This is a genomic window from Chryseobacterium sp. WG14 (assembly GCF_024586945.1).
GTDB lineage: Bacteria > Bacteroidota > Bacteroidia > Flavobacteriales > Weeksellaceae > Chryseobacterium.
The window spans coordinates 16,475-41,425 of the sequence record NZ_JALCZD010000011.1; the positions used below are offsets into that span (position 1 = coordinate 16,475).

Here is a 24,951-nt window from a genome sequence, read left to right on the forward strand (position 1 = left end):
ATTATAAGAATTTATTTTCCACCAATATCCAAAGTCTCTGAGCATATTCATCCACTTTACTCCATTTTCTGGCATAATAAAGATCACTCAGATATTCCTTTGCTTCTTCAATGCTTCTAAACTGGTTGAGCTGGGCTACCGTTTCATTAAGGTCTGTCTGACTTCCATCAAACAGCATCTTTGAAAAAGCAATTCTGTCATTCAAATCCAGCTTGAATTCCGGTTTTTGTTTGTCAGCTTCCATAAAATTGGTAGGAATATTGGATTTCAAAATGCTTCCTGTTTCCTCCTTCACTACCGGAGCCTGGTCTTCTTTAGGTATTTCTCTTTCTAACGGGTCATCGTCAAAAAGAGACTGAACGGCTTTTAGTCCTTTGATATTGGCTAATTTTATTTTTTTCTCCTGATGATAAGCATCTAAATTTTCAAAACTTTCATCAGAAGGATGTTTTTCTGTTTCCTCAGGGATAGGCTTGTCTATTTCAACAATTTTTCTTCTGTCATATACTTCTGCAAGTATTTGCTCCTCCTTTTCTTCTTCAGGATGTTCGTTTTTTATCTCACTTATGATATTCTCTACATTGGAAGTTTCTGTAGCCATTTCTCCCTGTTCTATTGAAGTCTTTGAGGAAATAAACTCTTCTTCAGTTTCTTCAATCAACATTTCGTCTTCCAGGGTTTCGGTATCAAAAATACTTGGGATCCTTTCTGCAGTCCCTTTTGACTCCTCCAGAAATACTTCATCCTTTATCTCGTCTTTCTGTTGAGCATCCTCCTCTTCAGAACGTTCTATTTCATTCAGCTCATTAGTAAACCGTACTTCTTCTTCCGTAATGTTTTCATTAAAGATGCTATCATCAATATCCTCATCATAGTCCGGAATAGCATCAGCAAGTACTTTTTCTTCATCTATAAAACTTAAAACTGCCGCTTCACTTCCTGAGATCTCATTATCGTCAATTTCATTCAATTGATTGTTAAAAACAGCTTCCTCTTCTGTTACTCCATTCTTTGGGATCTCCTGCTGATCTCCATTTTTGTATTCATAGCTTTCATCCACAAAGCTGATGATATTTTCATGGAATTCATTTTCCATGATTTCATTCAGCTGGTTATTGAATACTGCTTCTTCATCAATTCCAGCGGCAAAGTTATCATTTTCATTTTCATCAATCTCATTCAGTTCATTATTAAAAATAGCTTCTTCTTCCGTTACCTCATTTCCGGAATCATGAGATTCCATATCTCCGGATGCAAAGGAATGATGCTTATTTTCAAAATGGTGAACAGGATCTTCAGCAATGAAATATTCTATATTTTTTTCCATTAATTTCAAAAAAGAAATCCTGTTAGCAAGCTCATCTACAAGATCTTGCTTGGAAAGTAATTCGTCTACGTTATTTATTTTGTCCAGATTATCAATGATATTCTTGGATTCAAAAAAAATTTTTTCCTTTAAATCTTGGATATTCTGCATAATAAGATTCTTATTAAAATTGCTTACTTTTGATGTTAAAAATATACGGCTAATTTAACAAATGTTTTTAGAAAATACAATTAATCATTCCAAACAAAGCGGTTGGATGGAAGTTATCTGTGGCTCTATGTTTTCCGGTAAAACTGAGGAATTAATCCGAAGATTGCGGAGAGCGGAAATGGCGGGACAGAATGTAGAAATTTTTAAACCGAAACTGGATATCCGGTATTCTGAAGATGATGTAGTATCTCATAATCAGAATAAAATACGAAGTACAGCAGTAGAAAATCCTAATGAAATTCTTTTGTTGGCTTCCAACTGTGATGTGGTAGGAATAGATGAAGCTCAGTTTTTTGATGAGAGCATTGTAGAGATTGCCAATCAGCTTGCCAATAGTGGTATAAGAGTAGTTATTGCAGGGCTGGATATGGATTTCCTGGGACGTCCCTTCGGTCCTATGCCCAATTTGATGGCTACTGCCGAGTATGTAACAAAAGTGCATGCTATTTGTAAGAGAACAGGTAATCTTGCCAATTATTCCATGAGGATTTCTCAGGGCAATAACCTGGTGGAATTGGGTGAAACAGAAAGTTATGAAGCAGTAAGCCGCCGTGTTTTTATGGATGAAGTGCTTGCAAAGAAAAATAATATAAAAAACTAACAGGCAAATTCTAAAATAAACAGATTTGCCTTTACATAAATAAGCAGAAAGGGTACCAATGAACTATACAGTACAACAAATTGCAAAAATCACCAATGCACAGGTTATTGGAGACGGAGATGTAATGATCAAAAATATAGCTTTTGACAGCAGAATTATATATTCTACAAAGAATACTGCTTTTATTGCTATAAATACCCATAAAAACTCTGGTGAAAAATTTATTGAATCTGCTATAGACAGAGGTATCCATGTAATTATTTCTGAACATCCATATCCACAGTTTGAAAATATAACCTGGATTATTGTTGAGAATTCTGTGGATTTTCTTCAAAAACTGGCAAAGTATCATTTCGAACATTCCCATTTACAATCCATCGGAATTACAGGAAGTAATGGGAAAACTATTTTAAAAGAATGGCTGTATCAATGTCTGTGGAATGAATTTCCAACAGTAAAAAGCCCTAAAAGTTTTAATTCCCAAATTGGCCTTCCTCTTTCCCTCCTTCAAATCAATGCTTCCCATAAGCTTGGGATTTTTGAAGTGGGAATTTCCCAACCGGACGAAATGGAAAATTTAGAAAATATTTTTCATCCTCAAATCGGATTGTTAACCCATATAGGAACAGCTCATGCTGCCAACTTTTCTTCGGAAGAAGAACTTATTGATGAAAAGCTCAAACTTTTTAAAGATTCTGAGGTGATTATTTATAATGGTGACCATTCTTTGGTAAGTAAAAAAATAAAAGAGCTGTACTCAGATAAAAAATTAATCTCTTACGGGTTTAAAAAAGAAAATCAGGTCTTCATTAAAAACAATATTTCGAAGGGTGAAAACATCATTGTGGAATATTTTGGTGAAGAAATCAATTTTCCGGCCCATCAAAGAGATGAAGCCACATTAACCAACGCTCTGGCGCTTATCACAGTCCTAAAGGAGCTGAACATCGGAAATCAAAAGATCGTTGAAAAAATCAACACTTTAAAGGTCGTTGAAATGAGGCTTGAAGCTATTGAAGGAATTAAAGGCAATATCGTAATCAACGACTCTTTCAATCTGGATCTGGACTCACTGAAAACTGCCCTACAGTTTTTAAAAGAATACAATAAGCCTGAAAAATCTTTGGTATTAACGGATATTGTAGGGGTGAATACGAATTCACAGGAGCTGTATGAAGAAGTTTCAGAACTGGTTAATGAGCAGCATTTCGATTCTGTATTCTTAATTGGTGATGAAATATCAAAATTTAGTGAATTATTTAAATCTAAAGTATATACTTTCATAGACACAAAAGAACTTATTGAAAGTAAACGACTTACAGATTTAGAAAATCAAATCATTCTTTTAAAAGGAGCCAGAAAATTTGAAATTGAAAGGCTTAAAGATATCCTTGAACTGAGAAAGCATGATACCGTTTTGGAGATCAACCTGAACGCAATTCTTCATAATATCAATTATCATAAATCTCTGCTGAAGCCGGGAACGAAAATGATGGCCATGGTGAAAGCCAATGCTTATGGCCTGGGAAGCTATGAAATTTCAGAATTTCTACAGCACCATCATATTGATTATCTGGGGGTAGCTTTCGCCGATGAAGGTGCAGAACTCCGTAAAAAAGGAATTACCACCCCAATCGTGGTGATGAATCCTGAACAGCACAGTTATCAGACTATTATAGATTATAATCTGGAACCTGAAATTTACAGTTTCAGGGTGTTGGACCTTTTCTATGAAGCAGTTCAGAAGTCCGGGTATGATCAGAAATATCCTATTCATATCAAACTGGAAACAGGAATGCACCGTCTTGGATTTAAAGATTTTGAATTAGATCGGTTAAGTGAAACCTTACAACATAAAAATCTTAAGGTTCAAAGTATGTTCAGCCATTTATCTTCCTCTGATGTGCCGGAAGAAAAAGAATTTACCATGAGCCAATTAGAGATTTTTGAAAAAAACTCAGGCTATTTAACAGAAAAGCTTGGCTATACTCCTATCCGTCATATTTTAAATTCTTCCGGAATTACAAACTATACCCATTATCAGTATGATATGGTAAGAATTGGAATTGGAATGCTGGGAGAGTCACCATATAGTGAAATACAAAAAAAATTACAATCTGTAGTAAGTTTTAAAACAGTGATTTCACAGATATCATTGGTTGAAAACGGTGAATCTGTGGGCTACAGCAGAAAATATAAAACAGATCATCAGACAAATATTGCTACTATTCCGGTAGGATACGCTGACGGTATTCCCAGATTAATCGGAAATGAAATCGGAAAATTGGGAGTTCATAAAACTCTTGCTCCTATTGTAGGAAATATATGCATGGATATGATGATGCTCAATGTAGATAATATCCCTAATGTAAAAGAAGGAGATACAGTAACCATTTTCAACGCTCAACCCAGTTTAAAAGAATTCGCAGCTTACTGCAAAACTATTACCTATGAAGTATTAACCTCCATTTCCCCTCGGGTGAAACGGATTTATATTAAAGATTAACTATGAGAAAACTCCTGATCATTCTCTTCGTATTCCAATTACTTTTAATCCAGTCACAAGTAAAAAAGGATTTGGTAATTCCCAAAAACCCAAGAATAGGACTATCGCTGGCCGGTGGTGGTGCCAAAGGTTTTTCACATGTCGGAGTACTTAAAGTTTTAGATTCACTGGGAGTCAAAGTAGATTATATTGGCGGAACGAGTATGGGAGCCATTGTAGGTGGTCTTTATGCTGCCGGATATTCCGGAAAAGAAATAGAAAAAATTGTTATGGATACGGATTTCTATTCTCTGATTATGGATCCCAAATCCCGGCAGGAGTCTACATTTTTCAATAAATCTGTGGATAAATATCTTCTATCTATTCCGTTAAAAAATGGAAAAATAACACTTCCATCTTCTATAAGTACAGGACAAAGGAATGTCTATCTTCTTAAAGAGCTTTTCAAAAATGTTTCCAACATTGATGATTTTTCTAAACTTCCTATTCCCTTTTTTTGTGTGGCCACCAATCTGGAAAGTGGAAATATGCAGATCTTTGAAAAAGGAGACCTCGTACAGTCAATCATGGCAAGTTCAGCATTTCCTTCTTTAATGGATCCTGTGAAAATAGGTGACAGTATTTATATTGATGGAGCCATGACCGTAAATTACCCCTCAAAACCTTTAAAGGACAAAGGGATTGACATCGTCATTGGAGTGGACCTGAACCAGGACCTTTCAAAAAGAGAAGATTTAAACAATATTATTTCAATCCTGAACCAGGTGATCGACTTTGGAATAAAAAGAGATACCAGAAAACAATATAAATATACTGATATTAACATCAAGCCCAATCTAAAGGGAATGACAGCCACCAGCTATGATGAGAAAAAAAAGATTCTTGATAGCGGCTATGTAGAAGGAATGAAATATGTCAATACCCTGGATCAATTACCCAAACGGTCCTTTGACCGCCTCAGGCAGCGTGTAAATCCAATATATTCCAACGTCTACAAAATAGACAGTCTTGCGATAGAAGGAGGCAAAATATATGGTAAAAACTATGTTTTGGGGAAATTGGGACTACGTCTTCCCTCTTTACAAACGTATGGAAATATTAACAAGATGATTGATAAGCTTGTTGCCACCAATAACTACAGATTCATCAACTATGATATTATTCAGCAGAATGACACGAATTATCTGAAGCTATACGTTACCGAAGATGATGCACGGCATTTTGTAAAATTCGGACTTCATTATGATGAAATTTTCAAAACAGGACTCCTATTAAATTATTCCGCAAAAAGACTTTTATTTAAAAATTCAAACCTTTCAGTAGATGTTGTTGTCGGGGATAAGCTCAGATACTACCTTAATTATTTTATTGATAACGGATATATTCCCGGATTTGGTATTTATTCTTCCGGAATGAGCTTTGATCTTAAGAATATGGATAATAACATCGTGGATAAATGGGAATGGATCAGAAACGAAGCCTACATTCAATCAATATGGAAGGATAAATTTGCAATTGGAGGCGGTATAAGCCATGATTACTTCAAGGCTGAACTTAATGGCGAAAACAGGCGTTACAGCCGTTTTTTGAACCCCTATGCTTTCTTGAAGACCGATACCCAGGATGACAAAGAATTCCCTACAAAAGGGGTCTATTTCGCTGCAGAAGGAAAGGTGGTAGATCTGTTAAAATCTGAAGTTGAGAAGAGAATTATCCAGATAAAAGCAGATCTAAGAATTAATATTCCGTTGGGTAAACAATTTACCTATCGTCTTAATCTGTTTGGTGGACTTACCATTGGTGAAAATCTTCCTCAGTATTATCAGTACAGACTTGGTGGGGTTTTTGAACAGAATATTATCAACTTTAAAAGTTTTGGAGGTTTTTATTTTGCACAGCTTCATAGCAATAATGTGATATTAGCCTCAAATGATATCCAGTTTAAATTCAACAAAAGTTATTTTGTTAGTGGAAATTTCAGTTTTGCCAATCTTTCTAATGATCTTAAATTCGAAGATGCAGTTAAAGTAAATTTTAGCTCACTGGGAATAACAGCAGGATATAAATCTCCATTTGGACAAATTAAAGTAAACTTTAGCCACTCACTTAAAAATAATCAAAAAGGCATATTCAGTGTTATCTTAGGACACTGGTTTTAAAACAATGATACAATTCTTTTACGAAAACTTACCGGAAAGCGTAAGTACAGATTACAAACAATGGCTGGAAGATATTATTCTTTCAGAAGGAAAAAAACAGGGAGAAATCAATTACATTTTTTGTGATGATGAATATCTTCTCAAGATCAATCAGGACTATTTGCAACATGATTATTATACAGATATCATCACTTTTGATTATGTAAAAGGGAAAACAATAAGCGGAGAGATTTTCGTATCTTTGCAGCGCATTTCCGAAAACTCCTCTACCCTATGCCGAGATTATGAAGAAGAAGTAAGAAGGGTTCTGGCCCATGGCATTCTTCATCTTTCAGGATATAAAGATAAGACTGAGGAAGAGGAAAAAGAGATGCGGAGAATGGAAGATCTTTACTTATCCAGATATAAGGATTTAAAGAATTAAAATTAAAGAATTACTTAAAGCTATATATCTAAAGTGCTCTATTCTAGCTGTAATATAAATTTACCTAGAGTGCATTCTTCAAAAATGTTTCACGTGAAACATTGGTAATAAGAACAAAGTGTAAAGCTTAAAATAAGCGAGATAAAAATGATTTCAGAAATATATGATGTAATAGTAGTAGGTGCCGGACATGCAGGTTGTGAAGCTGCAGCTGCTGCCGCGAACCTGGGTTCAAAGACCCTACTCGTTACTATGAATATGCAGACCATCGGACAGATGAGTTGCAACCCGGCAATGGGTGGAATCGCAAAAGGACAGATCGTAAGAGAGATTGATGCAATGGGAGGATACTCCGGAATTGTAGCAGATAAATCAGCTATCCAATTTAAAATGCTGAATCTTTCAAAGGGTCCCGCAATGTGGTCTCCAAGAACCCAAAATGACAGAATGCTTTTCGCAGAAGAATGGCGGTTAGCATTAGAGAATACTCCAAATCTTGATTTCTTTCAGGATATGGTAAAACAACTTATTGTAGAAAACAATAAAGTAACGGGAGTGATTACTTCCTTAGGAATAGAAGTAAAAGGAAAATCTGTAGTCTTAACAAACGGAACATTTCTTAACGGATTAATTCACGTTGGTGATAAACAATTAGGCGGAGGAAGAATGGGAGAACCGAGAGCATTTGGTATTACCGAACAACTCGTCTCTTTAGGATTTGAAGCAGGAAGAATGAAGACCGGTACTCCACCGAGAGTAGATGGAAGAAGTTTGGATTATTCCAAAATGGAAGAACAGAAAGGAGATGAAAATCCTCAAAAATTCAGCTATCTTGATACCCCAAAATTAACAAAACAACTAAGCTGTCATATTGTATATACCAACGAAACAGTACATGATATTTTGCGTGAAGGTTTTGACAGGAGCCCAATGTTCAATGGTACGATTCAAAGTTTAGGTCCAAGATACTGTCCAAGTATTGAAGATAAAATCAACCGTTTTGCAGAAAGAAACAGACATCAGCTTTTTGTAGAACCTGAAGGATGGAAAACAGTAGAAATCTATGTAAATGGATTCAGCTCTTCCCTTCCTGAAGATGTACAGATTAAAGCGATGAAACATATTCCAGGATTCGAAAACGTAAAAGTATTCCGTCCGGGTTATGCTATTGAATATGACTACTTCCCTCCTACCCAATTGAAACATACTTTAGAAACAAAATTAATTGATAATTTATATTTCGCAGGACAGATCAATGGTACTACAGGATATGAAGAGGCAGCAGGTCAAGGTTTAATGGCAGGTATTAATGCACACAATAAAGTTCACGAAAAAGATGAATTCATCCTTAACAGAGATGAAGCTTATATTGGAGTATTAATAGATGATCTGATTACAAAAGGAACTGAAGAACCATACAGAATGTTTACTTCACGTGCCGAGTACAGACTTCTTTTGAGACAGGACAATGCAGATATCAGATTGACAGAAAAAGCATATCAATTAGGACTGGCAAAAGAAGAAAGATTAAAGAAAGTAGAAGCTAAAATTACTGACAGTCAATCACTTGAAGGATTTTTACGAGAAACTTCTTTAAAACCAGGAATGATCAACCCTATTCTGGAATCTATAGAAAGTAATCCTGTAGATCAGGCTTACAGAGCAGCTCAGATCCTTACAAGACCGAATATGACGCTACATAAAATGGATGAAATTGAAGCCATCAAGGAATTCTCTTCTCAATATAGCGACGAAGTAAGAGAACAGGCGGAGATCAATATCAAATACAAAGGATATATAGAAAAAGAAAAGGAGAATGTGGCAAAGCTAAACCGATTGGAAAACATTAAAATCCCTGAAGATTTTGATTATTCAAAGCTATCCAGCCTTTCTACAGAAGCCAAACAGAAGATGACCAACGTCCGCCCTAAGACTATAGCGCAAGCTGGAAGAATAAGCGGAGTATCTCCATCCGATATAAACGTTTTACTGGTGTATTTAGGACGTTAAAAAAATAAATGTTTCACGTGAAACATTTAAAAAGTTAAAGCTAAATTAAGGTATTTAAGAGCGTATTTCAGCTTTTAGATATCTTAATTTTCAAATATAAAGATAACGACTTCAATGAAAATAAAAGATCATTTTCTTTCACAGGAAATATTTGAAATTAAAGAAACACAAACCAAGGGAGTATTTAAAACCACCCCTATTCCATCCCATATTTCCAAATATTATGAAAGCGAAGATTATATCTCCCATCATCAGGATTCCGGAAGTCTGAAAGAAAAATTATATAAATTTCTTCAGTCTTTTAATCTTCAGTATAAAAAAAACATCCTCGTTGATAGAATCAAAAAAGGATCGAAAATATTGGATTACGGATGCGGTGCCGGAGAATTTGTAAAGTATGTAGAAAATGATTTTGAAACTTTCGGTTTCGAGCCTGATGCTGATGCAAGAAAAGCAGTAGAAAGTAAAATAACCAAAGCCAAAATTTTGGACGATATCCATACAATTGAAGATCGAAGCCTGGATGCAATTACATTATGGCATGTATTTGAGCATATAGAGAACCAAGATGAAATGCTGGATATATTTCACGGGAAATTAAAAGAAAAAGGTCTTTTAATAATTGCCGTTCCCAACCCTACTTCTTATGATGCAAAACATTATAAAGAATATTGGGCAGCTTATGATGTACCAAGACATATCTATCATTTTTCAAAAAATGGAATGGAAAATTTAATTTCAAAGAAATCAGATTGGAAAATGAGAAAAATAAAACCACTCGTCCTGGATTCATATTATATCTCCATGCTAAGCGAAAAATACAAAAAATCGTCGCTTTTTTGGCTAAAAGCAACGATCTACGGAACGATTTCGAACGTAAAAGCCTTTTTTTCGAATGAATTTTCAAGTTTGATATACATTATCGAAAAAAAGTAGAAAATCGATTTTTAAGCCATTTATGAAGGTCGATTTTAAGCATTTTTACCTAAAAAATAAAAAACTCAGGAAAATTCCCTGAGTTTTTCAATTTATACCAATATCAGTTTATATTATGATTTTCAATTTTTAGTTCAAAAGAGATAAAAAATTTCATACCGTAAGATTTTTAAAAATTCTTCACTCTACTTTTAATTTCATAAATATTCAAGTTTTCCTTAAATGATCTAAAAAAAGATACTTACCTCTCTATTCAAAAAAAGGCCGAAAGATACCTATCATATTTTATAGGATTAACAATCCAATTACTTATAAAATTTACATTTCCTTGAATAATAAAAATTGTTGTGCTGCCCACGTTAAATTTCACATCTGAAATACCACCCGCACAAAAGTATGAAAAGTTCAGGAACCTAATACATCGGCTGAATAGTATACACCCCTACTCTCTTCTAATTATTGAAAAGTACAAGGCTGATTAAAACTAATGATCCTCCATTGACAACAGGCAAAGGTATTTTTACCAATAAAACATATTGAGCTTATGGATCCGCTAAAAATACAGATAAAGGAGTACATTCAACTTTAGGTTAATTAGAAATATACAGAACATCATAGTACTCGATTGAAAATAGTATTCTTAATACCTCACCAATTTTATCAGAAATTGAAATATTGGTGATATTTCTTTTTTCTTTTTGAACTCAGCTACAAAATTCATTCTCGTATAATTGTAAACTTGTTACTGGAGAATAAAGAATTACTCCCATGAATTATCATTTCCTCTGAACGATAAGTAATTTCATCTTTTAACACTCTACTATCAATCGGAAGTAAGAAAGTTCATCAATCCATCTGCTTACTTTTTGAAAGGTGACACTCTCCACTAAAGTTATCAATAAACTAACCGAGATTATCATTATGAGCAGAATTTCCTACTGTAAAAAATTCATTTATATACATCATACTATTTCAATTTGGTACTAAAAATGTATCTCCCGCTGCCGTCAAAAATTGACGCAAATAAAAATATAGCCAGAAAAAAATAACATAACACAAACATAATTTGCTTAAAAAAGCATGTAGAATAAGGCAAAATATTCATTTTAAGTTATAACTTTTTATTATAACTATAAGTAATATCTATTAGTCAATCCATGCAAAAAAGCTTTGATAAGAATAAAGCAAACATTGAAAAAATATAGCTTTTAAGCAGAATATTCAAACAAATATACTCACTGGACAACAGTTTATTTACTATATATTTTATTATAATCACTAATTATAACAACATTCAATATATATTTAATATCCAATCAATTCAATTAGGTATTAACATAATCATAAAAATGAATCTTCATACATAGAAATAACGTAAAAAATATAACAAGCATTAAGATTTTTTACAAGCTCATTTGTACTAAAAACACGTTAAATAAATTGTTATTCTAGTCTTTCTTTGCTCATAAAAATAGCACTACATCCTAAAATTATAGAGCCAAAAAAATAATTCGGACCCAAAAAAACCTGCTAATAGAATTAGCAGGTTTAGTATTTTAAAACTTAAATTAATTGTTAATTGCAGCTACGCCTGGAAGCTCAAGACCTTCAAGACTTTCAAGCATTGCTCCACCACCGGTAGAAACATAGCTTACTTTCTCACCGTATCCGAATTGTTTAACAAAAGCAACACTGTCACCTCCCCCAACTAAAGAAAAAGCACCAAGTCTTGTTGCTTCAGCAATACTGTCACCAAGTGCAATAGTTCCTCCGGCAAAGTTTGACATTTCAAAAACTCCAATTGGACCGTTCCAAAGAATAGTTCTTGAATTTAAAAGTACATCATTAAACTGATCTCTTGATTTATGGCCTGCATCAAGTCCCATCCATCCTTCCGGAATAGCATAAATATCAGCTTCCTTTCTTTCAGCATCATTGCTAAAACTCTCAGCGATAATAGCATCCGAAGGAAGATACACTTTTACCTTATGTTCTTTTGCTTTACCTAAAATTTCTAAAGCCAATGGAAGCTTATCTTCTTCTACTAAAGAATTACCTATTTTTCCTCCAAGAGCTTTAATAAAAGTAAATGCCATACCTCCACCGATAATCAAATTATCTACTGCAGGAAGAATATTTTCTATAATGGTGATTTTAGTTGAAACTTTAGAACCTCCTAAAATAGCAGTTACAGGTCTCTCACCATTTTTTAATACCTTATCAATTGCTTTAAGCTCATTAGCCATTAACAAACCGAAAAATTTAGTAGAAGGAAAGAATTTTGCAATTACAGCAGTAGAAGCATGAGCTCTATGTGCCGTTCCAAAAGCATCATTTACAAAAGCATCCCCTAATTTTGAAAGTTGCTCAGCAAAACCTTCATCCCCTTTTTCCTCTTCATTATGAAAACGTACATTTTCTAATAATAAGATCTCCCCAGGTCTCAATTCTGAAGCTGCTTTTTCTGCTTTCTCACCAATAGATTCATCAACAAATTTAACTTCCTGCCCAAGAACATTGGAAATTTCACCTACAATATGCTTCAGAGAAAACTCATCTTTCACCTCTCCTTTAGGTCTTCCAAGATGTGTGATCAAGATGACAGATCCGCCATCGTTAAGAATCTTCTCTACTGTCGGTTTCACCGCAACAATTCTTGTGTTATCTGTTACCTGAAGCTGGTCATCCTGTGGAACATTGAAATCCACTCTTACCAGTGCCTTCTTATCTTTAAAATTGAAATCATTGATTGTTTTCATAAATATCGTTGAATTTTCGTTTCACAAATGTAAGGTTTTAAACTGTTTTCAACAGATCCATTGAAATAAAAGTTTTCAAAAACTTTCCCCATCCCCATTCACTCACTAATCAACAATTTTTTCTCTTATAAAGAAAAGAATAATGTAGTTGTTGTTGAGTGTTGTTAGTTTCGGGGATAAGTTTTAGGCTAAAAGTTTATAACAAATAGCTTTTGTTAAATTCATATTTAATTCACATTATAAATCATTGTAAACCTGCTTATTCTGGTACTTATTAACAGATGTTGATAACTTTGGTAAATATCAATTATTAGTAATTTTTTTATGGAAAAAGTTTGGATTAACTGAAGAAAACAATCGGAAAGTTGTGGTTGAAATTTCCGGAAAGGTTTTCTATTACGAAATAAATTCATCTTTAAAAATAGAAAGTTGATGAAAGTTTTCCACACTTATTAACATACCTTTTCACAATTAATCCCCGGTTTACTAACACTATTTGTTATTATTCTTACCTTTGTAAGGAAATAGAATCTAATAAAGCTTAATACAAGTACTATGAAAAGAAAAATTGCTATTGCAGCAGACCATGCAGGCTATGAATATAAGGAGATTGTTAAGAACTATCTCTCAGAACGATTTGAAGTTCAGGATTTTGGCACGTTTTCCACAAACAGTGTGGATTATCCGGACTTTGTACATCCTGCAGCCACTTCTGTAGAAAATGGGGAAAATGAATTGGGAATTTTGATCTGTGGAAGCGGAAATGGAGTTCAGATCACTGCAAACAAACACCAGAAGATCAGATGTGCACTTTGCTGGATGCCGGAGATTGCAACACTGGCAAGACAGCATAATGATGCTAATATGATATCCATGCCGGCAAGGTTTATATCCAAAGAAGTGGCTATTGATATCGTAGAAAAATTTCTTACAACAGATTTTGAAGGTGGAAGACACCAAAATAGAGTTGATAAAATAGCAGTTTGCTAAGTATACTGAGGCTTGTAAATTCATTTGCAAGCCTTATTTATTTTTTATTCGTACATTTGCAATGTTCAATAGAAATTACATTCTATTATTCTTCGGAACCTTTTTTGATATATAAAAAGATATTTAGCAAAAGGTTTTCTCTTTTCTTCTCCATATTTGTATTAAATTTATACAAAACTAAAAATCCCGTTATAACTGATTTAAAAAGGAAATTACTGTTGATTGGCTAAAAGAAATTGAATAGTAAAATTAACTACCTTTATATTAAGTATAGTGGAAATTTAGAAAAAGGTTTTAATTGAATTAAAGCCATGAACAATTAAAAAAAATTAAAATGCCAAAAAAAGGAAAATATATAAGTCATAAAAATGATTTGAAAATGATGGAAATCGGGAGACTGATCCTTCGTTTTATGAATGCTAATGCATCAAAAATTTATAATTATAAACAGATTGCTGACGGGATAGATTATAAAAACCCGAGACAGCGTGAACTTGTCATTCAGGCACTCCATAAACTTCAGGCATCGGGAAAGATTCAGGAAGTGGAAAAAGGTAAATATATTGTGAATTTGAAAATTGCAGGAACAATGTCCGGAATTATCGATTTCAACCAAAGTGGAAATGCCTATGTAAGTGTAGAAGGTGTGGAGGATGATATTTTTGTTCATGCCAAAAATGTGAAAGATGCTTTGCAGGGTGATAAAGTTCTTATTATAACTTACCATTATAAAGGAAAGAAACTGGAAGGTTCTGTATTGGAAGTTCTGGAAAGAAACAGAACAGAATTTGTAGGAACTTTTCAAAAGGTGGCCCATAAAGATTTTGGATTTGTAGTCTGTGATAAAAAATCTATCAATACCGATATTTTTATCCCGAAAACAAAATTCAATGATGCCCAGGATGGAGATAAGGTTGTTGTTAAAATGACCGAATGGAAACCTGGAGATAAAAATCCTGAAGGTGAAATCATTCAGGTATTGGGTGCTCCTGGAGAACATGAGACAGAGATCCACTCTATTCTTGCAGAATACGGACTTCCATATGAATTTGCACCGGAAGTTGAAGCCGATGCAGATAAGATTGACAGAAGTATTACGGATGAAGAGGTTTCAAAGCGTTGGGATATGCGTGATATCTGTACTTTTACTATTGACCCCAAAGATGCTAAAGACTTTGATGATGCTTTATCCATAAGAAAGTTAGAAAATGGAAATTGGGAAATTGGAGTTCATATTGCGGATGTATCCCATTATGTAGTTCCGGGAACTATTCTGGATGATGAAGCTTATAAAAGGGCGACCTCTGTTTATTTAGTAGACAGAGTTGTTCCGATGTTGCCTGAAGTATTAAGTAATGATGTTTGTTCCCTTCGTCCCAACGAAGATAAATATACATTCTCAGCCGTTTTTGAATTGAATGATCAGGCGGAAATCCAAAAGCAGTGGTTTGGAAGAACGGTTATCCATTCAGACAGGAGATTCACCTATGAAGAAGCTCAGGAACGTATAGAAACAGGCGAAGGTGATCTGGCAGAAGAGATAAATACCCTGGATAAACTTGCAAAGATTCTGCGTAATGAGCGTATCAGAAATGGAGCTATTACATTTGACAGAAGTGAAGTAAGATTCAACCTGGATGAAAATAATGAACCGGTTGGAGTTTATTTTAAAATAAGTAAAGATTCCAATCACCTGATTGAAGAATTCATGCTTTTAGCCAATAAAAAAGTATCTGAATTTGTTTCATTGACAAATAAAGGTGAAATCACCAACAATACATTTATTTACAGGATCCATGATGATCCGGATCCTGCAAAACTGGAAGCATTGAGAGATTTTGTATCTACTTTCGGGTATACAATGAATCTTGCCAATACGAAAAAAGTAGCAGAATCCTTGAATAAATTACTTCATGATGTCAAAGGAAAAGGCGAAGAAAATATGATTGAAACGCTGGCTATGAGAAGTATGACTAAGGCGGTATACTCTACAGATCCTATTGGACATTATGGTCTTGGCTTTGAGTATTACAGCCACTTCACCTCTCCTATCCGTCGTTATCCGGATTTGATTGCTCACCGTCTTCTTCAGCACTATCTGGATGGAGGAAAATCGCCAAACAGACCGGAGCTGGAAGAAAAAGCGAAACACTGCAGTTCAATGGAAAGATTGGCGGCTGATGCGGAAAGAGATTCTATCAAATTTATGCAGGTGAAGTTTATGGAAAAACACCTTGGAGAAACATTTACAGGAGTGATTTCCGGAGTTGCTGAATTTGGTTTCTGGGTTGAAATACCTGAAAACGGTGCTGAAGGATTAATCAAACTAAGAGACCTTGTGGATGATTCTTATTCATACGATGCAAAAACACATGCTGTATATGGAGTAAGAAACGGAAATCGATATCAGTTGGGAGATGAACTTCGCATTAAGGTTGTGAAAGCCAATCTTATTCAAAAACAACTAGACTTTCAAGTCGTTTAAAATAATAATAAAGGAGAGGCTGTTCTGTACAAGAGCAGCCTCTTTTTTTATACAATTTTTCAGATAGGGTTGATTTTTTTCTTGCCCCTTCTCTCCGGACTTCAGTAAGATTTTCCCTCTTGTTTCCAATTTCTTTTCTTAAAAATAGCGTGTCTTAAACTTGCCGTAATTAGAGTTGATATATAACAACTTTATTGAATAATTAAATCATAAAGTCTAACTTTGTATAAAACGGAATGAAAATCTTTTTCATTTTAAATCATATTAAATGTTTGAACTTGTACTATCTGCCGTTATATTAGGATTCATGCTGAGTCTGGTTTTTATAGGGCCTATATTTTTCCTCTTAATTGAAACCAGCTTTTCCAGAGGCCCCAAACATGCTTTGGCTTTAGATCTGGGAGTAATCAGTGCGGATCTATTATGTATTGTTGCGGCATATTATGCCAGTTCGGATATTGTCACTTTAATTGATAAACATCCCGGGTTCTACAGAATAACTTCTATCCTTATTTTTGTGTATGGAATTGTGATGCTGGTTACCAAAACCAAAATGCATATGCCCGGAGAGGAAAAAATTATCGGACAAAATTATTTTAAAACTTTTTTTAATGGTTTTTTCTTTAATCTTTTAAATGTAGGAGTCATCCTTTTCTGGCTGGTAACGGTAATTTCTGTGAGAAATCAATATCCTAACACCAGTAGTTTTATTTTATATATAGGCATTGTACTCGCAACATATCTTTCCATTGATCTGGCCAAAATATTTCTTGCCAAGCAATTTCACGATAAACTTACCCAGAAACTGGCTAATAAAATCAGAAGAGTTGTTGGGGTAATTCTTATTGTTTTCAGTTTCTTTATTTTCCTCCAGAGTTTTAAAAAGTTTAATCAGTTTGACAGACAGTTAGAGGAAGCTGAAAAGAAAGAAGTTAAATATCAAAAAACAGAATGAAAAAAAATATCTTTCCACAACCCCTTAAAAAAGGGGCTAAAATAGCTGTTATTTCCCCTGCGGGAGCTGTAGATGTATCCCAGCTGGAAAAGGGAATAAAAATGATTAAAAATAAGGGATTTGAACCTGTTTTAGGACAACATCTTTACACTAAATTTTCAAATGGGTATAATTATGCCGGAACAGAGCAGGAAAGAATACAGGATATCAACTGGGCTTTAAATGATAAAGAAGTTGGTGCTATATGGGCTTCCAGAGGAGGCTATGGCTGCCAGCATCTGATTCAGCATCTGAAATTGAAAAACTTCACCAAAAATCCGAAATGGTATATCGGATATTCTGATAATACGGTGATCCAAAGTTACCTGCTGAAGAAAGGATTTGTTTCCATTCACGGGCAGACGATCAAAACATCAAGCTTTGGAGTAACGGAAGAAAGTTATGATATGATCTTTGATATCTTAAAAGGCAAAGCCCCAAAATACAGCCTGAGTGCACATTCATTGAATAAAAAAGGGAATATAGAAGGTGAAGTTGTGGGAGGAAATTTAGCGCTGATTTACGCTCTCTTGGGAACCCGGTATTCCTTTGAATTTAAAGATAAAATTTTATTCATTGAAGATATCGGAGAAAACTTTTATGCTTTAGACCGGATGATTATGAGCCTTGAACTGGCCGGGGTTTTTAATAAAATTAAAGGGCTTATTGTAGGAGGAATGACCAATATGGGTGATGAAAAAGATAATAAAAGTTATGAGGAGAGTTTTGATGAATTTGCTTACCAACTGATTTCAGAAAGACTTTCAAAGTATAAATTCCCTATAGTTTTTGGTTTCCCAAACGGACACATTAAAGACAACAGACCTCTTTTAATTGGAGGAACTGCTACAATAAAAGTTGAGACTAAAGTGAAAATTGAATTCTAAAATATCCCTGATTCTCAAATCCAGACTATGGCTAACCATAATGATTTTGGCAAAATAGCAGAAGACATGGCCGCTGATTATCTTCAGAAAAACGGCTATACTATTCTTGACCGGAATTTTCGTTTTCAAAAAGCGGAGATTGATATTATTGCTGAGAAAGAAGATGTAATCATTATTGTAGAAGTAAAAGCAAGGTCTACTGATGTTTTTATGCTTCCTCAGGAAGCCGTTACCAAAACAAAAATAAAGTCGATTGTCTCTGCAGCTAACCATTATTTAGAGGAAACAGATAAAAAGAATGAGGTAAGATTTGATATTATTTCAGTTCTTCCTGATGAAAAAAAAAAATTAAGTATTGACCATATAATCGACGCTTTTCAGGCGTTGGATGCCAATTGATCAATACGTGTTTCAGCATATAAATGAATCATCCAATATCAAAAAATCAAGTATTGAAAGACTATTATAGTTGGACACTTTTACATTAAAATTTTAATTGTATGAAAACAATAGTAATAACCGGGGCTACTTCCGGTATAGGAAAATCCACAGCACAACTTTTGGCAAAACAAGGTAACAGAATAATCATTTGCGGGAGAAGAAATGAAGCATTAGAATCTTTAAAAACAGAATTATCTGAATTTACCGAAATATTTAGTTTAATATTTGATGTTAGAAACCTTGAAGAAGTTGAAGCAGCCGTTAACTCCCTTCCCGAGAATTGGAAAGATATTGATGTTCTGATTAATAATGCCGGGAATGCGCATGGTTTAGATCCTCTTTCTGCCGGTAAGACTGATGACTGGGATTCTATGATCGACGGAAATGTAAAGGGATTACTCTATGTTTCTAAAATGATCATCCCAATTATGAAAACTAAAAACTTAGGTCATATTATCAATATAAGTTCTGTGGCAGCAAGACAAACTTATGCCAATGGAGTTGTTTACTGCGCTACCAAAAAGGCTGTGGATGTGATTTCTGAAGGCATGAGATTAGAGCTTACAGAGTTTGGAATTAAAGTGACCAATATTCAGCCGGGAGCTGTGGAAACTGATTTTTCTTTAGTGAGGTTTAAAGGAGACAGTGAAAAAGCTTCAACGGTATACGCCGGATATGAACCGTTAAAAGCAGAAGATATTGCAGATGCTATCGCTTATTGTATAAATGCCCCCAAGCATGTTACTGTTTCTGATATGACCATTTATCCTAGTGCTCAGGCAGAACCAAGAACCATCTACAGAAAATAGTCTCAAAATAAAGGCGTAAATTTGCAGCATATTTAAAAAGCAATTTTGCGGTTTAGTTTAAAATAAGAAAATGAAAATTTTATATCTTGAAACCTCTTCTAAAAACTGTTCTGTAGCAATTTCAGACAATGAAAAACTATTGTGCCTTTCCGAAGAAGTTTCAGAAAACTATAAACAGTCTGAAAGCCTGCACACATTTGTAGAATGGGCATTGGAGGGGGCGGGAATTTCACTGAAAGATATTGAGGCCGTTTCACTGGGAAAAGGACCGGGATCTTATACCGGGTTAAGAATTGGCGCGGCTTCGGCAAAAGGATTCTGCTACGGATTGAACATCCCATTGGTTGCCGTAAATTCTATGGAAAGCATGATAGAACCCTTTTTAGGACATAACTATGATTTTGTAGTGCCATTAGTCGACGCAAGAAGAATGGAGGTTTATACGGCAGTTTATGACGGCCTGACGGGAATTGAACTCAGCAATACAGAAGCTAAGATTTTAGATGAAACCTCTTTTGAAGAGTTTAAAGATAAGAAAGTGATATTTGTAGGAGACGGAGCGAAGAAAGCAAAAGAGATTCTAAATCTTCCCCAGGCGGATTTTAGAGAAGATGTCTACCCTTCTGCTCAATATCTTATCAAAAAATCATTAGAAAAAATAGAACATAAAGACTTTGAAGATATTGCTTACTTTGAGCCTTTTTATTTAAAAGATTTCCACGGAGTGAAGAAAAAGAAATCCTCAGATTCTATATGATCATAAAAAATAGGCTATTACATATAAAAAGCGAAGAGTTAATCTTCGCTTTTTTATTTTATTGAGGCCTTTTAGGAATGGTGGATTCCGTGGGCTGCTGTGCTGCTCTTTTCTTTTTTTGCTGGCTGTCACCGCCGGGCTTTTTTGTAGAAGGAGCCGTCTCTAAGCTCTCTAAATTGTTGTTGTTGAGGTCAGCTTTCTGTAACCCCTCCTGTACAGGTTCGGAGTTGTTATTAGGTTGAACGGGGGCTCCGGGCTGCTTAGGAACAGAATTTCCTTTATTATCCGTTGCCTGGAAGCTAAGGTCACTTTTCAGGTAATTCAGCATTTCTTTAGCTCTCACTCCTTCCGGGGTTTTAGAATAGTTCAGTGCTATCTGCTCAAGCTGCAGGATCATTACCTCTTTTCCACTGGATTTTCCTGCATTAAAGGCATTGAGTAAATAGAGTTTAGGCACTAAAGCATCTTTTGGAAACTTTTGGATCGTCTGGTCAATGACATTCTTACTGTCATCAAACTTCTCCGATTCAAATAAAGCATATGCCTTTTTATATTCATTCTCAACATCTTCCGTAGATTTTACAAATGAAACGTTTTTAGGGTTTCTTGCAAATTCAGCATATGAAGTATAAGGATAATCCTTTAAAAGAATCTGTTTCGCCCTGTCTGATATCTGAGGATTTTTCTCGTAATTCATTGCAAAAATTTCATATAATGCCTGAAGCATTACTTTTTCTTCGGGCTTTACATCTACAAGATCATACAGCGTTTTAGTAGCTAAAGGGGTATTGGTAAAATAATTCTGATACATAATTCCAAGGCCTAAAGAAGCTGTATCTCTGTCCTTTTTCAGCTGGGACAGTTTACCCTGATCTGTTGGGATCTGCTCAATATAATAAGCCGGTTCAAAACGTCTTGGGTTAGGGGCAGCAGATACTCCTAAAGCTTCATTTTTCATATCTTCAATAGAAACCATCTTTTTTGAAAAACGCCAGTTATCAGCAAGAGCTCTGTCTCCCCAGACCTGTTTAAAGGATGATGTTCCTTTGCTTACAGTTCCCGTATTACTGAAATAAAAACCTTTTGTAGTAACTCCAAAGTCTTCAAAAGCATTGACGTCATTGGCGAAAATAGAATTGGCATTATAGTCTCCGGTATCAAAACCTTTGCTTCTTTCTGCACGTCTTCTCTCCTGCTCTTCTTTTTCTTCTTTAACTTTTAGCTTAGCAATATACTTGGAGAAAAAGTCGGTTTTCTGTCCCTCATCCATCTTGGCTAAAGAAAGAATACTGTCATTTTTTTTAATCAGGTAGTAATTTTTAGAGATTTTTTTAATGTACTCAGACTGATCTTTCAGCAACACCTTGGAAGGCTCATAAGTCATTACAACAAGTGCTGAATCATAGTAACTTCCGGCACCGATATAGTCATTCTTTTCCAGATAACTCTTCCCTATTTCATAATACGCTAAACCTCTGATTTGAGGGTCGGAAACCTTTTCAAATAAGGATTTTCTGAAAAACTGCTGGGCTTCGTCTTTTTTTCCAGCCTTATTGGCCATTAAGCCTAAAGCATAGTAAAATTCATTCTTTCGGGAACCGTAAGTCCCTTTTTTACTGATGCTTTCCAAATAATTTTTTGCACCATTGTAGTCTCCTTTTCCATTAAATGTTTTGGCAATAGCAATCTGAGATTTTACTTCAAATTCAAAATCATTGGCATATTTATAGGCTGCAGCATAGCTGTCTCTTGCCTTTTCATTTTGTCCGAGATTTTCCTGTACCTGCCCTCTGAGATAAGAAATTCTGCTCTTAAGTTTTCTGTTACCATTCAGTTCAAATGCTTCATCCAGCTCCTTGGCAGCCTCTTCTTTCTTCCCGGCATCCAGCAGAGACTCAGCATAATAAATGCTGAGAAGTTTTGCATAGGTCTTATTGAGCTTCTCCCCTTTCAGCTTGGCAAAAGTTTCATGAGCTCTATGGTAATCTTTGATGTTGTCATAAGCTAATCCCTGATAAATTCTTGCCAAAGGCAGCCTTTTATCATCTTTCATATGTGTGAAAACATAATTCAGGGCGTCCAGAGCTTCCAAAGGCTTATTTTGATAAATTCTGGATTGCGCCAGGATCATATATGCCTCAAAAATTTGTTTATTCTTCTCTTCCCCATTTCTGGTCACTGAATATTTATTGATGGCCTTCAGTGCTTTAGCTTCAGCAATTTCCAAAGTTGTAGCCCCTTTATTTTGACCGTCATCCTGATTATCCTGGGTATTACCAGGCATATTTCCCTGCATTCCCGGGACATTCGGGGTACCGGAACTATTTCTTCCCGATGGCTTTGAGTTCGCTACTTCAGCCATTTTCATGGAATTTTCTGCAAATGCTGCAGACTGGCCCAGATCACTCCCCAAAGGCTGTTCTTCATAAGTAAGAATAGGAATATAAGGAGCATAAAAATTATCTTTATGTCCCTTATCTCTGGTTGTAAATTCACTGTTTAATGCATCCTTCGCATTAAAAAGGGTGTTATAGTATGTGGAAAAGCCTTTCAATAGCTTAGACCGCTGCTCTGGCTTTTTTGTCTTGGTAGCACATGAAGCAACGATACACATTACTAAAAGGAACAATATATTCTTTTTCATTATTCAATATAACTAGCTAATCTGCTTTTTATTATCAGCAGTTTGATGATTTTGTAAAAATAATAAAATTTTATAATGAATAATATTTATATTTCGTTCAAAATTTTGTAAACCAAATGAGTAGGTAGCCCCATAATAGTATAAAAGCTTCCGGTCATACTTTTAATCTTAGCCATACCCAGCCATTCCTGAATACCATAGCTTCCGGCTTTATCAAAAGGTTTGTATTCCCGAACATAATAATCTATTTCCTCATCGGTAATCTCATCAAACGTTACATCAGCTACATCGGTCTCTGTAATGGACTTATCAGCGGTTTTCACCGTAATTCCCGTATAAACCTGATGTGTTTTTCCGGAAAGCTGGCGAAGCATCTTCCGGGCATCGTCTTCATTGGCCGGTTTGCCAAGGATTTGATGGTCAATAGCTACTACCGTGTCAGATGTTAATAAAACCTCGTCATCGATAAGGTTTCTGAAGATATCTGCTTTTAACAGAGATAAATAAGCCGCGGCTTCCTCTATTTTTATATGGTCAGGAAGGATTTCTTCACAATCGGTTTTTACCACTTCAAATTCAAAGCCAAGGCTGGAAAGAAGTTCCTTTCTTCTCGGGGATTGAGATGCTAAAAGTAATTTCATAAATATTATACAGATTGAGTATTATCATCATGCCAGTTTCCCTGAACTTTCATTACCTGCTCTATGACGTCTCGCACAGCACCACTCCCCCCTTTTTGCGGGGAAATATAACTGGAAATTCCTTTTACTTCAGGAACTGCATTTTCAGGACATGCTGCTATCGCGGAGTTTTCCATGATATGAATATCCGGAAGATCATCTCCCATAGTCAGGATTTCCTCATTTTTAAGATTGTATTTCTTTTTAAAATCTTCAAAATCAGATAATTTATTATGGGATTTCGGATAATAATCCTGAATTCCAAGATAATTGATTCTATGCTTTACCATTTCATCATTTCCACCGGTGATGACCCCAATTAAATAATTGTTTTTTAAAGCTTTAACGACTGCATAACCATCCAGCACATTCATTACCCTACACATATTCCCTCCGGGAAGAAGATAAACACTGCCATCTGTAAAAACACCGTCAACATCAAATACAAATGCTTTTATATCTTTTAATTTCTCTTTATAACTCATACATTTTTTGAATAGAATGATTCATTGTTTTATAAATTTCAAGACTTTCGTCTTTTAATAGCTGTTCGTGCAGCTGTAAAATTCTTACATCATTTCTTACCGCAGGGCCTGTCTGTGCCATTTTAGGCTCTATCTCGTAGATTTTTTGGACCGTTTCATCAATTAAAGGCAAGAAATAATCAAAAGGAATCTCCTGAGAATCTGAAATTTCTTTGGCTCTTGAAAAAAGATGATTCACAAAATTACAGGCAAAAACTGCTGTCAGGTGAATATATTTTCTTTTTTCATGGGTGCTTTCCATTACATTTTTGGAGACCACAGAAGCAAGATCAGAAAGAAGTTTTTGATCCTCCTTATTTTCAGTTTCTATAAAAAACGGAATCTTTTCATATTCCAGATTTTTAGATTTTGAAAAAGTCTGCAATGGATAAAAACTGGCCTTCCGGTATTCCCCTGAAAGGATTTCTTTAGGAAGGGATCCTGAAGTATGGGCCACCAGACTGTTTTTCTTAGTGATGATCTTGGAAACGTCTTCTACAGAATGATCACTTACACAGATCAAATACAGATCTGCATCCTTCAAATGTTCTGTAGAATAAGGAAGATTCAGTTCTTCAGCTATTTTCTTTAATTCATTTTCGTTTCTGCCAAAAATCTGGACCAAAGGAATACCTTTCAGACTGAAAGCCTTTGCCATATGATAAGCAACATTTCCGGAACCGATAATTACAATTTGCATATAACAAATATAAGATTTTAAGCCGAGTACTAAAAAGAAAGGGGATGGGGAAACCGGATAGTAAGGATAGGCATACTTATTGCGTGTAGTCTAAAGCTTAGTACCCAA

The 24,951-nt window shown here is 34.9% G+C and carries 19 protein-coding genes; 13 read left to right on the plus strand and 6 right to left on the minus strand.

Features of this window, described 5'->3' with window-relative positions:
- Position 1: 1 nt before the first annotated feature.
- Positions 2 to 1,477 carry a hypothetical protein gene (locus MP478_RS16840; RefSeq protein ID WP_257201104.1) on the minus strand — a complete coding sequence of 492 codons (1,476 nt, stop codon included), beginning with the start codon at positions 1,475 to 1,477 and terminating at the stop codon, positions 2 to 4.
- A gap of 61 nt (positions 1,478 to 1,538) precedes the next feature.
- Between MP478_RS16840 and MP478_RS16845 the strand changes: the two genes are divergently transcribed.
- The 6 genes from MP478_RS16845 to MP478_RS16870 all read left to right on the plus strand — a co-directional run bounded on the left by MP478_RS16845 (position 1,539) and on the right by MP478_RS16870 (position 10,173).
- Positions 1,539 to 2,138: a thymidine kinase gene (locus MP478_RS16845; protein WP_257201105.1), complete on the plus strand. Its 600-nt coding sequence runs from the start codon at positions 1,539 to 1,541 to the stop codon at positions 2,136 to 2,138.
- A 58-nt stretch (positions 2,139 to 2,196) separates the two neighbouring features.
- On the plus strand, positions 2,197 to 4,644 hold the full coding sequence (locus tag MP478_RS16850; RefSeq protein ID WP_257201106.1) for a bifunctional UDP-N-acetylmuramoyl-tripeptide:D-alanyl-D-alanine ligase/alanine racemase: 2,448 nt from the start codon (positions 2,197 to 2,199) through the stop codon (positions 4,642 to 4,644).
- A gap of 2 nt (positions 4,645 to 4,646) precedes the next feature.
- On the plus strand, positions 4,647 to 6,803 hold the full coding sequence (locus tag MP478_RS16855; RefSeq protein ID WP_257189466.1) for a patatin-like phospholipase family protein: 2,157 nt from the start codon (positions 4,647 to 4,649) through the stop codon (positions 6,801 to 6,803).
- Positions 6,804 to 6,807: 4 nt separating this feature from the next.
- Complete coding sequence (ybeY, locus tag MP478_RS16860) at positions 6,808 to 7,227, plus strand: rRNA maturation RNase YbeY (protein WP_257201107.1); 420 nt, start codon at positions 6,808 to 6,810, stop codon at positions 7,225 to 7,227.
- A gap of 147 nt (positions 7,228 to 7,374) precedes the next feature.
- On the plus strand, positions 7,375 to 9,237 hold the full coding sequence (gene mnmG, locus MP478_RS16865; protein ID WP_257189468.1) for a tRNA uridine-5-carboxymethylaminomethyl(34) synthesis enzyme MnmG: 1,863 nt from the start codon (positions 7,375 to 7,377) through the stop codon (positions 9,235 to 9,237).
- Between the two features lie 114 nt (positions 9,238 to 9,351).
- Positions 9,352 to 10,173 carry a class I SAM-dependent methyltransferase gene (locus tag MP478_RS16870; RefSeq protein WP_257201108.1) on the plus strand — a complete coding sequence of 274 codons (822 nt, stop codon included), beginning with the start codon at positions 9,352 to 9,354 and terminating at the stop codon, positions 10,171 to 10,173.
- Positions 10,174 to 11,741: 1,568 nt separating this feature from the next.
- On the opposite strand, the gene pgk is transcribed toward MP478_RS16870, so the two are convergent.
- The gene (gene pgk / locus MP478_RS16875; RefSeq protein ID WP_257189470.1) at positions 11,742 to 12,932 is read right to left on the minus strand and encodes a phosphoglycerate kinase; all 1,191 of its coding nucleotides are present in this window, start codon (positions 12,930 to 12,932) and stop codon (positions 11,742 to 11,744) included.
- Between the two features lie 555 nt (positions 12,933 to 13,487).
- On the opposite strand from pgk, the gene rpiB reads away from it, so the two are divergent.
- From rpiB to tsaB, 7 genes are all read left to right on the plus strand, one after another.
- A complete protein-coding gene (gene rpiB / locus MP478_RS16880) occupies positions 13,488 to 13,922 on the plus strand; it encodes a ribose 5-phosphate isomerase B (protein WP_230033127.1) in 435 nt (144 codons plus the stop codon).
- Between the two features lie 334 nt (positions 13,923 to 14,256).
- Positions 14,257 to 16,407: a ribonuclease R gene (gene rnr, locus MP478_RS16885; RefSeq protein WP_257201109.1), complete on the plus strand. Its 2,151-nt coding sequence runs from the start codon at positions 14,257 to 14,259 to the stop codon at positions 16,405 to 16,407.
- A gap of 268 nt (positions 16,408 to 16,675) precedes the next feature.
- A complete protein-coding gene (locus MP478_RS16890; RefSeq protein ID WP_230033116.1) occupies positions 16,676 to 17,362 on the plus strand; it encodes a LysE family translocator in 687 nt (228 codons plus the stop codon).
- On the plus strand, positions 17,359 to 18,288 hold the full coding sequence (locus tag MP478_RS16895) for an LD-carboxypeptidase (RefSeq protein WP_257201110.1): 930 nt from the start codon (positions 17,359 to 17,361) through the stop codon (positions 18,286 to 18,288). The genes MP478_RS16890 and MP478_RS16895 overlap by 4 nt, the downstream gene beginning before the upstream one ends.
- Positions 18,289 to 18,315: 27 nt before the next feature.
- On the plus strand, positions 18,316 to 18,687 hold the full coding sequence (locus tag MP478_RS16900; protein ID WP_257201111.1) for a YraN family protein: 372 nt from the start codon (positions 18,316 to 18,318) through the stop codon (positions 18,685 to 18,687).
- A 101-nt stretch (positions 18,688 to 18,788) separates the two neighbouring features.
- Complete coding sequence (locus MP478_RS16905; RefSeq protein ID WP_257201112.1) at positions 18,789 to 19,538, plus strand: SDR family NAD(P)-dependent oxidoreductase; 750 nt, start codon at positions 18,789 to 18,791, stop codon at positions 19,536 to 19,538.
- 70 nt (positions 19,539 to 19,608) lie between these two features.
- Positions 19,609 to 20,295, plus strand: a complete 687-nt coding sequence (gene tsaB, locus MP478_RS16910) for a tRNA (adenosine(37)-N6)-threonylcarbamoyltransferase complex dimerization subunit type 1 TsaB (protein WP_257201113.1) — start codon at positions 19,609 to 19,611, stop codon at positions 20,293 to 20,295.
- Between the two features lie 58 nt (positions 20,296 to 20,353).
- On the opposite strand, the gene MP478_RS16915 is transcribed toward tsaB, so the two are convergent.
- From MP478_RS16915 to MP478_RS16930, 4 genes are all read right to left on the minus strand, one after another.
- Positions 20,354 to 22,939: a lipopolysaccharide assembly protein LapB gene (locus tag MP478_RS16915; RefSeq protein ID WP_257201114.1), complete on the minus strand. Its 2,586-nt coding sequence runs from the start codon at positions 22,937 to 22,939 to the stop codon at positions 20,354 to 20,356.
- An 86-nt stretch (positions 22,940 to 23,025) separates the two neighbouring features.
- Entirely contained in the window at positions 23,026 to 23,580 is a 555-nt protein-coding gene (locus MP478_RS16920) for a nucleoside triphosphate pyrophosphatase (RefSeq protein WP_257201115.1), read from the minus strand.
- A gap of 5 nt (positions 23,581 to 23,585) precedes the next feature.
- Positions 23,586 to 24,104 carry an HAD family hydrolase gene (locus MP478_RS16925; RefSeq protein WP_230033100.1) on the minus strand — a complete coding sequence of 173 codons (519 nt, stop codon included), beginning with the start codon at positions 24,102 to 24,104 and terminating at the stop codon, positions 23,586 to 23,588.
- Positions 24,094 to 24,843, minus strand: a complete 750-nt coding sequence (locus MP478_RS16930) for a Rossmann-like and DUF2520 domain-containing protein (RefSeq protein ID WP_257201116.1) — start codon at positions 24,841 to 24,843, stop codon at positions 24,094 to 24,096. Before MP478_RS16930 ends, MP478_RS16925 begins: the two co-directional genes overlap by 11 nt.
- Positions 24,844 to 24,951 lie beyond the last annotated feature (108 nt).

Bases quoted from the DNA above. Each gene is read 5' to 3' on its own strand.
- MP478_RS16905 (WP_257201112.1), top strand. From the start codon at position 18,789: ATGAAAACAATAGTAATAACCGGGGCTACTTCCGGTATAGGAAAATCC.
- pgk (WP_257189470.1), bottom strand. From the start codon at position 12,932: ATGAAAACAATCAATGATTTCAATTTTAAAGATAAGAAGGCACTGGTA.
- MP478_RS16845 (WP_257201105.1), top strand. From the start codon at position 1,539: ATGTTTTTAGAAAATACAATTAATCATTCCAAACAAAGCGGTTGGATG.
- MP478_RS16900 (WP_257201111.1), top strand. From the start codon at position 18,316: ATGGCTAACCATAATGATTTTGGCAAAATAGCAGAAGACATGGCCGCT.
- ybeY (WP_257201107.1), top strand. From the start codon at position 6,808: ATGATACAATTCTTTTACGAAAACTTACCGGAAAGCGTAAGTACAGAT.
- rpiB (WP_230033127.1), top strand. From the start codon at position 13,488: ATGAAAAGAAAAATTGCTATTGCAGCAGACCATGCAGGCTATGAATAT.
- MP478_RS16850 (WP_257201106.1), top strand. From the start codon at position 2,197: ATGAACTATACAGTACAACAAATTGCAAAAATCACCAATGCACAGGTT.
- MP478_RS16840 (WP_257201104.1), bottom strand. From the start codon at position 1,477: ATGCAGAATATCCAAGATTTAAAGGAAAAAATTTTTTTTGAATCCAAG.
- mnmG (WP_257189468.1), top strand. From the start codon at position 7,375: ATGATTTCAGAAATATATGATGTAATAGTAGTAGGTGCCGGACATGCA.
- MP478_RS16890 (WP_230033116.1), top strand. From the start codon at position 16,676: ATGTTTGAACTTGTACTATCTGCCGTTATATTAGGATTCATGCTGAGT.
- MP478_RS16920 (WP_257201115.1), bottom strand. From the start codon at position 23,580: ATGAAATTACTTTTAGCATCTCAATCCCCGAGAAGAAAGGAACTTCTT.
- MP478_RS16915 (WP_257201114.1), bottom strand. From the start codon at position 22,939: ATGAAAAAGAATATATTGTTCCTTTTAGTAATGTGTATCGTTGCTTCA.
- tsaB (WP_257201113.1), top strand. From the start codon at position 19,609: ATGAAAATTTTATATCTTGAAACCTCTTCTAAAAACTGTTCTGTAGCA.
- MP478_RS16855 (WP_257189466.1), top strand. From the start codon at position 4,647: ATGAGAAAACTCCTGATCATTCTCTTCGTATTCCAATTACTTTTAATC.
- MP478_RS16870 (WP_257201108.1), top strand. From the start codon at position 9,352: ATGAAAATAAAAGATCATTTTCTTTCACAGGAAATATTTGAAATTAAA.
- rnr (WP_257201109.1), top strand. From the start codon at position 14,257: ATGCCAAAAAAAGGAAAATATATAAGTCATAAAAATGATTTGAAAATG.
- MP478_RS16925 (WP_230033100.1), bottom strand. From the start codon at position 24,104: ATGAGTTATAAAGAGAAATTAAAAGATATAAAAGCATTTGTATTTGAT.
- MP478_RS16895 (WP_257201110.1), top strand. From the start codon at position 17,359: ATGAAAAAAAATATCTTTCCACAACCCCTTAAAAAAGGGGCTAAAATA.
- MP478_RS16930 (WP_257201116.1), bottom strand. From the start codon at position 24,843: ATGCAAATTGTAATTATCGGTTCCGGAAATGTTGCTTATCATATGGCA.